Source organism: Enterococcus sp. DIV1283b (assembly GCF_051710965.1).
In the GTDB taxonomy this organism is placed as follows: Bacteria; Bacillota; Bacilli; order Lactobacillales; family Enterococcaceae; genus Enterococcus_B; species Enterococcus_B lactis.
On the sequence record NZ_JBIOLR010000001.1, the window covers coordinates 1,144,725 to 1,159,573 of the forward strand.

Consider the following 14,849-nt stretch of genomic DNA (forward strand, 5'->3'; position numbering starts at 1 on the left):
AAAGTAGGAAAATAAAATGACAAAACAAGTGAATTTCAGACCAGAATTAAAGAAAGTAACATCAAAATCAAATGGGAACACAGAAGTATTACTAGTTGTTAGCAACGGATCATTGAGAGGTAGCACTGAAAATCTAACTGAGTTTCTTGGATCAACAGTGACTGTAGTAATTCAACCAGAAACAATCGAATACACAGTGCCAGTAAACAAGCAAACGAAGAAACCAAATATTGAATACGTGGTGAATTCAGATGGCACAATCGAAATGCTTAAAGAAGAGCAGACTTCACTTGATGTCGGTGATGGAGTAGAAGAAGTTGAAAATGTGAAAGTCCTAGTATCAAAGGAAACGATTGATGAATTTATTAAAACAGCAACGACATTGCAACTGCCAGAAAACGTAACTGTAAATGTTCGAGATGTTCTTATCCGTTTAGATGAAGGCGATAGTATGAATGAAATTGCTGCAGATCATGAATTATCAGAAACAGCTTTAATTGATCAAATCGAATTAGCTAGACAATACTTTGCTCCATATGCAGATACCTGGTCTAAACATAAGGATGACATCATTTTTCCAGAAAAACAATGAGAGCAACTGATCCAGTAATTATCCTTGAGGAAGCCAAATTTATTTGGAATCACGAAGAGATAGAGCAAGTACGCTTGCTCTTTTCTCAAGGAGTTAAGCCGAGCAAAGTAGCTGAAATAATGGATCAAAAGATTCTGGATGTCGGATTGCTTTTGCTCCATCTAGCAGAAAAAAATTTGATTTGAGGTGAAAATGATGATTCAACTTGCAGGAATCCAAACAGGGAAAATTTATTTTTCCGGAGAAAGCAAGAGTGAGGCAAGCCAGTGGTTGCTTAAAACATATACGAACAATAAGAAGCTAAGAAAAAAATATCCTGATGCGTTGCTAAAGGATGATCAGATTATGCCAGAACCGATGATTTTGACAAGCAAGGAGAGGAGCTGAAAAAAACCAGCCGCTTGGGCTGGAATTGCTATTTCTTTTTAATAACGAGTTTTTCTAAATTTAATTCATTCGCACGAGTTTGCGTCCAATAATCAGAATAATATTTTAATTGTTTAAGAGCAGGAATATCGTCTTCGGTAAAATAAGAAAATAATTCAGGGGAATTTTTTATATTTAAAAATTCTAAATCAGTTTCTTCAAATCGTTGATTAATTAATTCAATCAATTTAGTTTTATTCAATGTTGATCACCTTTAGTTTTATATTTCGATTAAATACATCGATAAGGGTATTATAACAAACAAAAATATGATTTAGGGATCTTACAAAAATAATAAAATTTTTCAAAGAGATGATTTAAAGTGAACAATAAAAATTGGCCATCACGTATTAAATAGTAAAAATCGAACGATATATATTCCGGAAAGGATGTTTGTATGGGAAAAACAAAATCAAAGATTAAGAAGAAAAAGCGACGTTTGGAACAAAAGGCAATCCAGAATGGAACGGCTAAGAAAAAATAAAAAAAGCCACCTCTTTCGAGATAGCAGCGCAATACTATTTTATCATATAAGGGGTGGCGTTTGTGAGATTTCAGTGGTTAAAAGATTATCAAGAACTTGATGAGCAGATTCTTTACTTAAAGTGGAATCTTAATAAAAGTAAGCTTGAATTGAATCGATGGGTCAATGGAGATTTAGCAGACGTCCGAATCGAAAAAAATTCTAGATCAGCTTCTTTAGAAGAAAACATCCAAAAGATAGAAAATGAAATTGATTTACTCGAAGAACAAAGAAAAGAAATGCTTGCTATTATTAATTCGTTTAAAGGGATTGATAATGAGATTATTCGGAAGAAGTATATCGAAGGTTGCTCATTAGAGTTAATAGCCGAAGAGATTGGTTATAGTGCATCTTATGTTAGACAAAGGCATGCAGAGATTCGTAAAACTTTAGACTTCTTAGATGAGTATGAACAAAATAAACTGAGTAGACAAAGTAAATTAGGCGAGATTGATTATTACAATAATCGTCGAGAAGATACTGAACAGATCAGTTTGTTTTAAAATTACAATGTTCACTAAATGTTCGAACATTGTAGCTATGTAAACATTGTTAGCAGCATGATATTCTATTAGTGTCAAAAAAATATGAAAGAGCCAAGATATCCCAATGTTTTTATTACTTGGTATCTGTGGCTCTTTTCTATTGCTTTGATTGGACAGTAGCACTCACAAAAATAAACATGTTCTTGTCGTCTTTCAACTGCTGTTGTCTATTAATATAAGTTCTATACCTCTTTTTCATAATAATTGATATAATTATGGAAAAGAGAGGTGTCTATTTTGGAAAAAAAATATCAAGTTTTTATATCTTCAACTTATGAAGATTTAATTGTAGAACGACAAGAAGTTGTTACGGCGGTTTTAAATGCAGGTCATATACCTGCAGGAATGGAATTGTTTAAAGCTGGCCCAACCCAGGAAGAAGTGATTAGAGAGTGGATAGAAGAATCAGATATTTATGTGCTAATATTAGGTCCTAGATACGGCTCGCTAAATTCAGAGGGTATAAGTTATACACAGTGGGAATATAATCTAGCAAAAGAGTTAGATAAGCCAATGTTTTCTATTGTCTTGACTGATGATTATATAACCGAAATGGTTTCTGATGGAAAGATTAAACCTATTCGTTTAGAAATTTCGAATGATAAATATATTAGTTTTAAAGAGCAGGTATTAAGTTCTCTTGTAGTCCAGGTAAATCATATTGCAGAAATAAGAAGCGGGGTATCTGATTCAATTAGAGACATTGAAAAACATCATTCAGAAAAGCTTAACGGATGGATAAAAGGTGAATATTATCAAGAACTTGAAGAGCTTCGTAGAAAAAACAAAGAAATGTCGGAACAGTTGGTCTCTAGCCAAGCTAAAGTAATTGACATGCAAGAAGAGCTCAGGGATGTTAAAGATGAGTTTATTGGTGATTTGAGTTTTGAATCTGTTTTTAAAGGATTAAATGATGCCTTGTTGAGCGACGAGGCCTTAAGTGAAAATAATGAAGAAGTAGAAAGAGAGACGGCACAAGTATCTGGGGGGAAAAGGCGTGAAGACATATCAGAACAAAGTTATCAATTAATAAAAGAATTTTATAACAAGAAAAAACAAATTAAAAGCATTTTAGATTGGCTCATTTGTTATGAAAATAAGATTTTGGAAGGTGATTTGGAAATAAAAAGGAGAAGAAGCAATAGAACAATATTGGAAAAAGAAGTTATGGCTCAGTTGGAAAAATTTGGATTAATCAAATATGAAGATGTTGTGCTTTCAGATAGTTCTAAAAATTCGACAAAATGTACAGTTGTTTTTACATCAGAAGGTAAAAAGTTCATGCATTTATTAAACAGAAACAAAGAAAGTTAATCTAACATATTTTTAATCTACCAAGTGAAAATAAATTGTCAACAATTCAAAATTTCTAAGAAATTATTGTTTTTCTTATTGGGTTTATCAGATCACTCATTGAGTGGTCTTTTTATTATTTATATAATCAGTTATCCTTTAAGTATAGATATATGTAAAGGAGATTAACGATTATGGGAGAAAAACTAAATGCAGCTAAAAATTTTTTATTTGAAAATGTTTTGTCAATAGTAACCGAACACGGAAAAGATTTTCTAAAAGAAAACGCGTTACCTTTATTAACAAATGAAATTGCAAAGCAAGGCGGTGATATATTGATTGATTATGGAGCTAGTTTAATACCTGGTATTGGTGGAGCTGTAACGGAGTTCAGAACAAATAAAAAAATAAGAAATTTAGAAGTCATGGTTCAAGTTATTAATAAAAGAAATGAAGAACTAAAGGAAAAATTCGAAAAGCAAACTTTGGAGAATAAAGAAATTTTAGATAATATATTCGAAATGGTTATGCAAAAAATCGAATCTACTAATCAGTCTGAAAAAATTGAATATATGATCAATGGTTATTCAGAATTTTTAAACTTGGATAATCCATCTTTTGATGTAGCTTACTTATACTATGACACGCTTGATAAGTTGACAGTTTTAGATATTTCAGTTCTAAAACTGTCATATAAAAACAATACACTTGAGGATATCGATGGATATAATAGCTATGCAGATTTATTAGAGGCGTTTGATATTAATTACGATCAATATATTGCTGTTAGGGAAAATTTACATCGGTTGGGGTTAATGCAGAATGAATATGATGATAAGCTTGCGAAAGACATAAAAAATCTGCAAATTGCAATTGATGAGATTAGAAATTCTACAGAGAGTATACTAAATTCTTTATCTGGTAAAAGAACGCCGAAATTGAAGAGTCTATCTGGAAAAAGTAAAATAAGCCTCAAAGCTAAAGACAAATTAAAAATATCAAAATTTGGAAGAGACTTTATACGCTTTTTTATTATTAATAATCAATAAAAAAGCTTACTATAGTAAACAGAAAATTTGTTTAAAATTAGCTTTGCGAGTTTTTCTATCACTTCCAATCAGAAAATGATACTATTTATTGGAGGTGATTATTTTGAGTGGTAGAGTAAAAGCATTTTCAGTTTTTATTATTATAGTTCCACAAATATGGGCGTTTTGTAAAAAAATGGAATGGCAATATAACTTGATTCTATTATTAACAACAATGATAGTTATTTTAATAATTGAGTGGGACCAATTAGGAGAATTATTTTTTACAAAAGACGGTTTTGGGATCAAGATAAAACAAAATGTTGACGAACTGAAAATGGATATGGATATTCTAATTCAAATGAATAAGCCGTTGTTTATAGGCCATATCGAAACTAAGCGCCAACTTGGAAAATTCGATGTGAAGTCAACTGATATGATTTTAAATTATTTTTCAAAATTTTATAGTGAAGATAAAGAAATTATTGAAACCTTAAAATCATATAAAGAGCGGTTAATTCAATCTTTTTTTTGGAGATTTGGGAAAGAAGAGGAATACAGGAGGAATTTGACAAATATTGAGATTCAAAAAGAAGCAAATGCCGTAATACAAGAATGGATTATAAATAATGATAATTTGAAATCCAACAGTTCTTATGTAAAAACTAAGGATGACGCATTTTATCTTAGAGACAATATTATAGAAATATGTAAGTTGTTTGAAAAGAATGGTATTTAGTAAAGATCATCTCAGTTTGAGGTGGTCTTTTTATTTTACATAAAGGAGGTGGCATTGAGTGACAGAAGGAAACAAATATAAACCTACTGCTGCAGAAAAAAAGTTGCTGGAAGTATTGATAAATCCGGAGTATGTAGGTAAATCAGTAACAGCAATTTGTAAAGCAGCTGGGGTCAGTCGAAAAAAGTACTATGACGCTATGAGTAAAGAGCCATTTGTGCAACTGGTAAATGAAACTACGATGGAATTGATTAAAGGAAAAGCTTCGGAAGTTCTCAATGCTACCTATAAATATGCACTGACTGCTAAAGGGCACCAGGATAGAAAAATGATTTTGACGATTGCCGGAATATATACAGGTAAAGTTGAACATTCCGGTTCACTAGATATATCAAAAACTGCTCAAGAGATTGAAAGCTTCTTTGATGGTAGTGATTCGTCATGACGCCCGAAAAAAAGAAGTACTTGAATATGATCCGCACCGATCCCGTGAAGTTTGGGAACTTGGTAGGCTTTGTAGACTTGGTTGACATTCATAACGAATGGCTCAAGTCTTTTTTGTTTGCTAAAGAAGATCAGACACTACTAGCCCATCGTGGATCATATAAGACAACCACGCTCGCTGTAGCCATCGCTTTGTTGATGGTCCTGTTTCCGAATAAGAACATCATCTTTTTGCGTAAGACGGATACGGACGTTGTCGAGATCATCCAACAGGTAGCAAAGATATTAATCAGTAAGTATTTTCAAACGTTGACCTATGTGCTGTACGGTGTGGATATTGTGCTGGTAAAAGAAACCACAACAGAAATTGACACAAATCTCAAAACATCTGCAAGAGGAACATCCCAGCTTCTAGGTATGGGGATTGGCGCATCTCTTACTGGTAAGCATGCGGACATTGTTATCACTGATGATATTGTCAATATTAAAGACAGGATTAGTAGAGCGGAACGAGAGCGAACCAAACTGCAGTATCAGGAATTACAGAATGTGAAGAACAGGGGTGGCCGTTTTATCAATACTGGCACTCCTTGGCACAAAGAGGATGCTATCGGCATGATGCCAAACGTCCAGCGTTTTGATTGTTATCAAACAGGTTTAATTGATGTAGATCAGCGCAAAGCATTGCAGCAAGCTATGACCCCTTCTTTATTTGCTGCTAACTATGAACTGAAACATATTGCTGATGAAGATTCCTTGTTCTCTTCTCCTAACTATACTGATCAAATCGACCTGATTTATAACGGCGTGGCTCATATTGATGCAGCGTATGGTGGTGATGATAGCACTGCATTTACCATCTTCAAAGAGCAGAAAGATGGCACAATCATTGGTTATGGCAAAAAGTGGCAGAAACACGTTGACGATTGCTTACCAGAGATATTCAATTTGCATCAGTATTATAAAGCAGGATCATTCTATACTGAAACAAACGGTGATAAAGGATACTTAGCAAAACATCTGGAAGAGCGTGGTCAATTTGTTCATAAATATCACGAGAAAACAAATAAATTCATTAAGATATCAACTTATCTTCGGAAGTATTGGACTCAAATTACATGGGTTGATGACACTGACCCTGGATACATTGCAGAGATCTTAGACTATACAGAGAATGCAGAACATGATGATGCACCGGATAGTGCAGCGAGCTTACTTAGAGAAATTAAGAACACGAATAAATGGCTATTTTAGAAAGGAGGCACTTCATTGCAGGCTTTATTAAGTGATGATCCACAAACAATTGCTGGAGCTTTAAAAAGTGCAATACAGAGTGATCGTAATTCAACGATGAAAAAGCATGCCAAACAAGGTGTGCGATATTATCAACACGAAAACGACATATTGAAAAATCGCATCTTCTACATCGATGATGAGGGAAATTACAAGGAAGACAAATTCGCTTCGAACATTCGCATCCCTCATGGATTCTTTCCAGAAATCGTTGATCAAAAAGTACAATATTTGCTGGCTAACCCAGTCGAATATGAAACAGAGGATGAATCTCTAAAAGAATACCTGGAAGAATACTATGATTCTGATTTTCAAGTGGTGCTGCAAGAATTAGTGGAAGGTGCAAGTCAAAAAGGCTTTGAGTACGTATATGCCAGGACAAATACAGAAGATCGCCTATGCTTCCAAACTGCAGATAGTCTGCACGTCTTTGGGATCTACAATGACCAGAACGAATTACAGCGTATTTGCCGCTACTATCATACTGATATTGAGAAAGACGGCAAGAAAAAGAAAATCCATCATGCCGAAATATGGACGGACAAGGACGTTTATTTCTTCGTAGCAGAAGACTCAAAAGATTATAAGCTTGATATGTCTGTAGAGCTTAATCCACGCCCACATATCTTGGCTATTGACAACAAGACAGGAAAATTGTTGCAAAGAAGTTATGGTCAAATTCCTTTCTACCGTTTATCCAATAACAAGAAAGAAACCACTGATTTGAAACCAATTAAAGCATTGATTGATGACTATGATTTGATGAATTGTTTCTTATCCAATAACCTACAGGATTTTGCAGAGGCAATCTATGTAGTCTCTGGCTTTCAAGGCGACGACCTATCTAAGCTAAGGCAGAATGTCAAAGCTAAGAAGGTTGTCGGTACAGGTAGTGATGGTGGTTTAGACGTTAAAACAGTGACAATCCCAGTTGAAGGCCGCAAAGCAAAGATGGAAATCGACAAAGAGAACATTTACAAATTCGGCATGGCTTTTGATTCTACCCAAGTAGGGGATGGAAATATCACGAACATCGTTATCAAGGCTCGATATACCTTGCTGAATATGAAGGCTAATAAAACAGAAGCCCGACTCCGAGCAATGTTGGAATGGATGAACAAACTTGTCATTGAAGACATCAATCGACGTTTTAACAAAGCGTATGATCCTAAAGACGTTTCCTTTACATTTACTCGGGAGGTAATGGTCAACGAGAATGATTTAGTAACCAATGAAAAAACAGAGGCAGAAACAAAACAAATCATTATTAATTCAATCATGCAGGTTGCTCCTCGTTTAGATGATGAGACCGTCCTAAAACTGATCTGTGAACAGTTTGATTTGGACTGGGAAGAAGTACAAGCAGCACTTGAAGAAGCTGAGTACACAACAGGTCTGACTATGGGAACTGACGAGGCGGTGAATGCAGATGGATCAGCTGAACAAGTGCCAACAGGAACTCAAGCAACTGACAGCCAAACAATATCAGAAAACGGACAGTCAGCTGTTTAATCTCTATCGTAAGCAGCTAATTGATATTAAGAAAAAGCTCAAACATTATACAGAGAATGCATCTGACCTTTCATTTTCTACACGATTAGAAGTTGAGAGGCTTTTTAATGTTGCGAAAGATATTGACAATATTCTTTCTAGCTCTTATCCATCAATTGAAGAAGCAATCAAGGCTTATTCAGCTGGCCAAGCTAGACAAGGTTACTACGGTGTTTGGTATTCTATTGAGCGATCACAAAATATTGTCTTGCAATTTCCGCTGATCAATCATGATTATGTAATGAACTTAGTGAATGTTCCCATAGCTGGTAAACGGCTCTCCAAGCGCCTCTATCAATACCGTGATAAATTAGCCGAGAACGTCACTCACAACATCATCACGGGACTATTTGAAGGAAAGAGCTATGCTGAAATAGCAAGACGTGTAAACGAAGAAACAGAAGCCAGTTACAAGCAAGCTCTTCGGATTGCAAGGACTGAGGCAGGGCGTACCCAATCCACCACAACTCAAAAAGGTTATGTGGAGGCTAAAAAGAAAGGTATCGATATCAAAAAGCGATGGCTGGCTACTTTAGATAAGAAAACAAGACACGATCATCGCGAGCTAGATGGTCAGACAGTTGAAGTAGATGAAAAGTTTTCTATTCGCGGACATACTGCGGAAGGACCGCGTCTTTTTGGCGTGGCTAGTGAAGATATAGGTTGTCGATGCACGACTATCGAAGTTATCGATGGTATTGCACCAGAACTTCGAAAAGATAATGAAACAAAAGCAGTAATCAAATATAAGAATTATAATGAGTGGTTAGCAAATAAGGAGAACCAGGCCAAAGATGCTATAATTGGTTTGAAAACACCGGATGGCATTACCATTGAAAGTTTGGCTGCTCATCTATATGAACGAAAAGATGAGCGAAGCGTAGATGTGAAGCATATCATACGGACTGTAAAACACCCGATAAAAATTGATTCTGTGAAATACGACAATCAAGGCAGACCAAGCAAGAAATATATCGGAGATTATGCTACTATAGCTATCAACCCTGATGATGGTCGAATCATTACAGTCTATCCAACGTCCCGCAAAAGAAGGAAGAAAATAAGGAGTGAGAGAAATGGAACTTTATAAAATGCTAGTTTCTGAAGATATCCTGTTCTTGAAACACAAATTAAATATCATCATTCAAGATCGGAATTATTCTGATGATGAAGTCGAGCAGATTTACAATAAAATTGAAGATTTTCATATCCTTCAATCCTTTGATAAAAACTATAGGCTTTCAAAAGATGGTAACCATGCATTAAATATTTTAAATTTAGATATTTGGCAATAGCACTTAGTCATTAAATGATTGAGTGCTATTTTTGTACCCAAAAAACGAGGTGGACCATATGAACGATCCATACGATTATTTAGATGCTGATTACGAAGAATATTTAAGAAAAGAAAATGAGAAGACTTAGTTATCGTTAAGTCTTTTTATTTTGTCCTGGATCATGACGTAAAACTGATCTGTACCGTGCCAGCGGTATATCTGGACACTCTAAGCGGCAGCGACCGCTATATAAATGCTATGGAGGATGAGAAAAATGGAATGGATTCAAACAATTTTAGCAAAACATACCAAAGAAGATGGAACAGTCGATTTAGAAGCGGCGAACAAGGAAATTGACAAAGAATTTCCGGATCATGCAGTGCCAAAAGATCAGTATAACAACATTTCTAGCCAGCTTTCTGAAAGCAAAAAAACTTTGAAAACTTTAGAAGAGAAAACGAAAGATAATCCAGACGTACAAAAAGAATTATCTTCACTCAAAGAAAAAGCAGAGGCTCTAGAAAAAGAAAATACCGATCTAAAAATCAACAGCCAAGTTTCCGCAGTTTTACAGGCATCTGGCGCCAAAGACATCGATTATGCCTTGTTCAAGCTAGGAAAATTGGAACTGGATAAAGATGGAAAAGTAAAGGATCTAGACAGCAAAGTCAAAGATTTGAAAGCTTCTATTCCTGATTATTTTGCTAAAGAAGAAACACAAGAAGAAACGCCACCAGGAGCAGGTTATCAACCAATTGATACCAAACTACCAACAGGGTCTGGTTCAGAAGAAACAGATCCATTTGCAGCAATTTTATCTAAATATGAATAAACGGAGGAAATACAATGGCAACTAAAATTTACACGAAACAATATACTGGTTTACTAGCAAAAATTACAGAGAAAAAATCTTATTTCTTACGAGCTTTCGGAGGGAGTTTACAAGTAAAAGATGGGGTCAAAGATAGCGATACTTTCTTATATTTAAAAACGTCTGATACACCTGTTGTAATGCAAGAATATAATACAGATGAGAATGTAGGATTCGGGACAGGCACCGGTAATACTAATCGTTTTGGGCCACGAAAAGAAATTAAATCAGTAGACACATCTGTACCTTATGAAGCACCTTTAGCGATTCACGAAGGTATTGATGATATTACGGTGAATGATGATTCAGATTCGGTAATTGCAGAACGTTTAGAAGAACAAGGCATTGCCTGGGCTGAATATGTTGACAGCTTGATGGGTAAAGCTTTATCAGATGCTGCATCTGAAACAATTGAGTTTGACTTAACAGAAGAGGGAGTAACGGCATTATTTTCTACTGCTCACAAAACTTTTATTAATAACCTTGTTTCAAAATCTATTCCATGGGTAGCTTATGTCCATCCAGATGTCTATGATTTATTGATTGATAATAAGCTGGCTACTACAGCTAAAAACTCCTCTGCAAATATTGATGAACAAACTCTTTACAAGTTCAAAGGGTTTATTTTGGCTGAAATGCCAGAAAGCAAATTCCAAACAGGTGAATTTGTTCAATTTTCAGCAGATGGAGTAGGTATTGCGGGCGTAGGTATTTCTGTTACTCGTGCAATTGATTCTGAAGATTTTAACGGTGTAGCAATCCAAGGCGCTGGAAAATACGGAAAACATATTCCAGAAAAAAATAAAGTTGCGATTCTTAAAGCAGTAAAAAAAGCGTAGCGCCTACCGCAACAGGCATCACAGCAAGCCAGAAAACTTGGACTGGTGCAGTAGGCGCTACTAAAACATTTACTATTTCTGCTGTGCCCGCAGACGCCAGCGATGCTGATGCGGTTATTGCGGCTACTACAGCAACATCAAGCAACGATACTATTGCAACGATTGTAAAAAATGAAAACGGCGGATTTGATGGTACTATCGTTGCTGAAGGAACAGCAAGCTTTGATTTCACATCAGGTGAATTCACAACAACGATCGCAGTAACAGGAACTGCTGCATCTTAGGGGGATGATTTTATGATCATCAGTTTAGTTGATGCTCAAAAGATTGATCCTACGATTACACAATCGGATTTAGATGCTTATGAGCAAACAGTGCGACAATTGTCAAACAACAATTTTCAAAATATCCATGTCCGATTCAGAAAGATTTCTTTTTCTGGCAAATCTATTATTTTGGAAGATGCACCGTTGGGCCTGCGCGTTGGGGACACTATCCAAATAAGCAGCTCAAAGTTTAATGATTGTCTGACTACGATTGCATCAATCAACGATAAAAATATAGAAACCAATGTAGAAGAGCCGTTTTTTGATGGCTCTTTTTCTGGTTCCTTTATCACTAAAGTACAATATCCAGCTGATATCCGAATGGGTGTTGAAGAACTGATCAAGTATAAGAAACAAATGGGTTCTAAGATGGGCATTAAGTCAGAATCAATCGCCAGAATGTCAGTCACTTATTATGATATCAATGCGACTGACAATATTGAGGGATTTCCTGCTTCAAAATTTAGCTTTCTGAATAAGTACAAAAAAATGAGGTGGGGTTGATGTTTGAACCTCAAGATTTCCAAATACAAGAAATCATAGGACAAAAAACTGATGGGATTGGTGGTCTAATTGATGATTGGGGCTTATTTCAGCGTGTCTCTGGTTATTTAGATTTGCTGACAGGTTCTGATGACACCAATCAACAGAACGCTTTTACAGAAGATTCTACACACATTCTAGTTATCCCTCAGTTTACTGATGGTATTACAGATAAAATGCGTGTCATGGATTCGAACAATCGGCTCTATGCCATTACTTATTCCGATAATCCAGTAAATGTTAAACATCATACCGAACTTTATTTGAAATTTGAAGGTGTCAAAAATGGCAAATAACTTTATATTTACTAGCTATAAAGAAAAAGTAAAGAAACAACTAGAAGAAGCTGGGTTAGTAGGTATGGAGAAAGTCTTACGCATTATCAGAGCAGCTGCTAAAGCTAGCGCTCCTGTAGCAACAGGTCAATTGAGGGATCGTATTGATTTTGCTATTAAGACAGCAAGTGATGAAATTATTGGAGCTGTAGGATCACCGGAAGAATATGCTATCTACATTGAGTTTGGTACAGGAGAATTTGCTGAGAATGGGAATGGTCGTAAAGGTGGCTGGGTATATAAAGATCCAAGTGGTGAATGGTATTTCACTTGGGGACAAGATCCACAACCATTCTTACGCCCTGCTTTTAGACAAAATAAAGAAACGATCAAAGAGATTTTAGGGCAAGAATATGGTGCTCGATTCGGAGGGAAATAGATGGAAGAATTTTTGAACGAATTAGCAAAAATCTTGCAAAATATCCATTCTGAAATGTTTTTAGAGATCAACAAGCGAAAAGAGATCATTTATCCGTACGGTACCTTTTCTTTTGATTCAGAGCCTATGAGAAGGAATAAAGATGGTTTTTATATCGATATAGATATATTTGATCGTTCGGATACTTTTTTATCCCTTATAAACTTAGAGGATAAATTGAAAGATGAATTGATGTATAAACGAGTGCTAACGGATGGTTTAAATTTAACATTCAAATTTATTGGTTCTACAAAAGTCGCTACAGGCGATGAACAACTAAAAAGAAGAAATGTCCGCTTTTATTGTGCGGTCGATTGGAGGAAAAAAGAGTATGGGACTACCTAAAACAGGCTATACAGAAAGAAGTGCGAACAATTTTATTATTGATTCAGCCACAGTATTTACTGATTTTCAATTTGATAAAACCACAGGGGAGTTTACCGGAACGCCGATGGGTGCTACAAGTGGTGGCGTAGAGTTTAACTCAGAACTATCTTATAGAAAACCTGAAGTTGATGGTGCTTATGTTATGGACGTAAAGGGTCTAAATGTATTGGAGTCAGCTACAGCATCGATTAAAGCAAATTTAATGGAATTAACTGCTGAAAATTTGCGTCGTTCAATTAATGGTACGTTAGAAGATGCAGGAGAAGATGAAGCGCCCGCTGGATATAAAGTAATTAAGCAAAAAAGGTATCTTGAAGAGGGAGATTATATTCCTTCAGTTGCGGTTGCCGGTATCCATAATGGAACGAAGCAACCTGTTATTGTCGTTTTGGACAATGGACTTGTAAAAAGTGGTTTGTCTCTTAAAACAGAAGACAATAAAGAAGCTGTTATCGAGCAAGAGATCACAGCTAATGCTTCTTATGAACAATTGGCTAATGATGAATTTCCATGGCGAATTTACTACCCTAATACGACACCCTAATGCGCCCCAGAACGTAACTGGGGTTCTTAATGATGATGGATCAGTTTCTCTCTCTTGGGATGCTATACCAAAAGCACAGGCTTATGTTATTCACTATAGCAATGCTAATGAATCTGACCCTCATGATGCCACAATGATGGGATATTCAGAAACAACCTCATGGACGTTAGCGGCTAAAGATGTCCCTACCTTGAATTCGGGAGAAAAGCTTTATCTGTATGTGCAAACATTCAACGTTAAAGGTAGAGGGGCAACTGATATCGAAAAAGCGGCTTATCTAAATGAACATGAGTTAGGATCAGCATGGTCTGATCCAGTGATATTGACAAAGACTCCCTGATGCGCCCCAAAACCTGACATTCAAGTATGACGCAGATAAAAAACAAGTCACTGTGTCGGCTGATTGTCCGGCAGGGGCGACTTCAGCAAAAGCATACAAAGATCATGTCGATTCTGGCGCAGCTTATATTGTTGACGGAAAGATCACAAAGACTTTTAGTGACATTGAGGATGGCGTAACGCATATTTATGGTTTGAGTGCCATATATGGTGATGTAGAGTCAGAAACCGCAGAAGAACAGTATACGGCTATTATCGAAGCTAAAATCTTAACTGTGGATGAATATGTACCAGTTACCAGTACATGGGTAACTGGTACATATCAAGGGACACTGGTAGAAAAAGTAGGTCTGTATATTAACGGCGAGAGGCTTTATTCCGTGCCAATTAGTCAGGCTGATCCACCAAATTTTAAGTATTACAGAAAAGGCTTGTTAGCAACTGATATTGTGAAAGTCTACATTGCTGACAAAGACGACAAAGAACTAGATCAAGCAGATGTGCCAATTAAACAAGAAGAAAAATTGGAGGAATAA

The 14,849-nt window shown here is 35.8% G+C and carries 23 protein-coding genes; 22 read left to right on the top strand and 1 reads right to left on the bottom strand.

Features of this window, described 5'->3' with window-relative positions; all coding sequences use genetic code 11:
• The first annotated feature begins 16 nt into the window (after positions 1-16).
• From IGJ53_RS05630 to IGJ53_RS05640, 3 genes are read left to right on the top strand one after another with little or no spacing between them, the layout of a single operon-like run.
• Complete coding sequence (locus IGJ53_RS05630; RefSeq protein ID WP_438749762.1) at positions 17-592, top strand: hypothetical protein; 576 nt, start codon at positions 17-19, stop codon at positions 590-592.
• On the top strand, positions 589-777 hold the full coding sequence (locus tag IGJ53_RS05635; protein ID WP_438749764.1) for a hypothetical protein: 189 nt from the start codon (positions 589-591) through the stop codon (positions 775-777). The genes IGJ53_RS05630 and IGJ53_RS05635 overlap by 4 nt, the downstream gene beginning before the upstream one ends.
• A 7-nt stretch (positions 778-784) precedes the next feature.
• Positions 785-979 carry a hypothetical protein gene (locus tag IGJ53_RS05640; RefSeq protein WP_311048825.1) on the top strand — a complete coding sequence of 65 codons (195 nt, stop codon included), beginning with the start codon at positions 785-787 and terminating at the stop codon, positions 977-979.
• 28 nt (positions 980-1,007) lie between these two features.
• Here IGJ53_RS05640 and IGJ53_RS05645 read toward each other — a convergent pair whose 3' ends face one another.
• Positions 1,008-1,220, bottom strand: coding sequence for a hypothetical protein (locus IGJ53_RS05645; RefSeq protein ID WP_104885798.1), 213 nt, complete (start codon positions 1,218-1,220; stop codon positions 1,008-1,010).
• A 344-nt stretch (positions 1,221-1,564) separates the two neighbouring features.
• On the opposite strand from IGJ53_RS05645, the gene IGJ53_RS05650 reads away from it, so the two are divergent.
• From IGJ53_RS05650 to IGJ53_RS05740, 19 genes are all read left to right on the top strand, one after another.
• Positions 1,565-2,044, top strand: coding sequence for a hypothetical protein (locus IGJ53_RS05650; protein ID WP_438749767.1), 480 nt, complete (start codon positions 1,565-1,567; stop codon positions 2,042-2,044).
• Between the two features lie 279 nt (positions 2,045-2,323).
• Positions 2,324-3,400: a DUF4062 domain-containing protein gene (locus tag IGJ53_RS05655; protein ID WP_438749769.1), complete on the top strand. Its 1,077-nt coding sequence runs from the start codon at positions 2,324-2,326 to the stop codon at positions 3,398-3,400.
• 173 nt (positions 3,401-3,573) lie between these two features.
• Positions 3,574-4,428, top strand: a complete 855-nt coding sequence (locus tag IGJ53_RS05660) for a hypothetical protein (protein ID WP_438749771.1) — start codon at positions 3,574-3,576, stop codon at positions 4,426-4,428.
• Between the two features lie 103 nt (positions 4,429-4,531).
• Positions 4,532-5,146 (top strand): hypothetical protein, encoded by a 615-nt coding sequence (locus IGJ53_RS05665; RefSeq protein ID WP_438749773.1) that lies wholly within the window; start codon positions 4,532-4,534, stop codon positions 5,144-5,146.
• Between the two features lie 58 nt (positions 5,147-5,204).
• The gene (locus tag IGJ53_RS05670; RefSeq protein WP_438749775.1) at positions 5,205-5,591 is read left to right on the top strand and encodes a phBC6A51 family helix-turn-helix protein; all 387 of its coding nucleotides are present in this window, start codon (positions 5,205-5,207) and stop codon (positions 5,589-5,591) included.
• A complete protein-coding gene (locus IGJ53_RS05675; RefSeq protein WP_438749777.1) occupies positions 5,588-6,844 on the top strand; it encodes a hypothetical protein in 1,257 nt (418 codons plus the stop codon). The genes IGJ53_RS05670 and IGJ53_RS05675 overlap by 4 nt, the downstream gene beginning before the upstream one ends.
• Before the next feature lie 15 nt (positions 6,845-6,859).
• Entirely contained in the window at positions 6,860-8,395 is a 1,536-nt protein-coding gene (locus IGJ53_RS05680; RefSeq protein WP_438749779.1) for a phage portal protein, read from the top strand.
• The gene (locus tag IGJ53_RS05685; RefSeq protein ID WP_438749781.1) at positions 8,313-9,524 is read left to right on the top strand and encodes a phage head morphogenesis protein; all 1,212 of its coding nucleotides are present in this window, start codon (positions 8,313-8,315) and stop codon (positions 9,522-9,524) included. Before IGJ53_RS05680 ends, IGJ53_RS05685 begins: the two co-directional genes overlap by 83 nt.
• Entirely contained in the window at positions 9,511-9,729 is a 219-nt protein-coding gene (locus tag IGJ53_RS05690) for a hypothetical protein (protein WP_438749783.1), read from the top strand. The genes IGJ53_RS05685 and IGJ53_RS05690 overlap by 14 nt, the downstream gene beginning before the upstream one ends.
• Positions 9,730-9,985: 256 nt before the next feature.
• Positions 9,986-10,543 (top strand): phage scaffolding protein, encoded by a 558-nt coding sequence (locus IGJ53_RS05695; protein ID WP_438749785.1) that lies wholly within the window; start codon positions 9,986-9,988, stop codon positions 10,541-10,543.
• Between the two features lie 14 nt (positions 10,544-10,557).
• Positions 10,558-11,421 (top strand): capsid protein, encoded by an 864-nt coding sequence (locus IGJ53_RS05700; protein ID WP_438749787.1) that lies wholly within the window; start codon positions 10,558-10,560, stop codon positions 11,419-11,421.
• A gap of 17 nt (positions 11,422-11,438) precedes the next feature.
• Positions 11,439-11,705: a hypothetical protein gene (locus tag IGJ53_RS05705; protein ID WP_438750520.1), complete on the top strand. Its 267-nt coding sequence runs from the start codon at positions 11,439-11,441 to the stop codon at positions 11,703-11,705.
• Positions 11,706-11,717: 12 nt separating this feature from the next.
• Complete coding sequence (locus tag IGJ53_RS05710; RefSeq protein WP_438749789.1) at positions 11,718-12,251, top strand: hypothetical protein; 534 nt, start codon at positions 11,718-11,720, stop codon at positions 12,249-12,251.
• Positions 12,251-12,586 carry a phage head completion protein gene (locus IGJ53_RS05715; RefSeq protein WP_438749791.1) on the top strand — a complete coding sequence of 112 codons (336 nt, stop codon included), beginning with the start codon at positions 12,251-12,253 and terminating at the stop codon, positions 12,584-12,586. Before IGJ53_RS05710 ends, IGJ53_RS05715 begins: the two co-directional genes overlap by 1 nt.
• A complete protein-coding gene (locus IGJ53_RS05720) occupies positions 12,576-13,004 on the top strand; it encodes an HK97-gp10 family putative phage morphogenesis protein (protein ID WP_438749793.1) in 429 nt (142 codons plus the stop codon). The genes IGJ53_RS05715 and IGJ53_RS05720 overlap by 11 nt, the downstream gene beginning before the upstream one ends.
• On the top strand, positions 13,005-13,388 hold the full coding sequence (locus IGJ53_RS05725) for a hypothetical protein (protein ID WP_438749796.1): 384 nt from the start codon (positions 13,005-13,007) through the stop codon (positions 13,386-13,388).
• A complete protein-coding gene (locus IGJ53_RS05730) occupies positions 13,375-13,974 on the top strand; it encodes a hypothetical protein (protein ID WP_438749798.1) in 600 nt (199 codons plus the stop codon). Before IGJ53_RS05725 ends, IGJ53_RS05730 begins: the two co-directional genes overlap by 14 nt.
• Positions 13,931-14,314 carry a fibronectin type III domain-containing protein gene (locus tag IGJ53_RS05735; RefSeq protein WP_438750522.1) on the top strand — a complete coding sequence of 128 codons (384 nt, stop codon included), beginning with the start codon at positions 13,931-13,933 and terminating at the stop codon, positions 14,312-14,314. The genes IGJ53_RS05730 and IGJ53_RS05735 overlap by 44 nt, the downstream gene beginning before the upstream one ends.
• Positions 14,315-14,366: 52 nt before the next feature.
• Positions 14,367-14,849 (top strand): immunoglobulin-like domain-containing protein, encoded by a 483-nt coding sequence (locus IGJ53_RS05740; RefSeq protein WP_438749800.1) that lies wholly within the window; start codon positions 14,367-14,369, stop codon positions 14,847-14,849.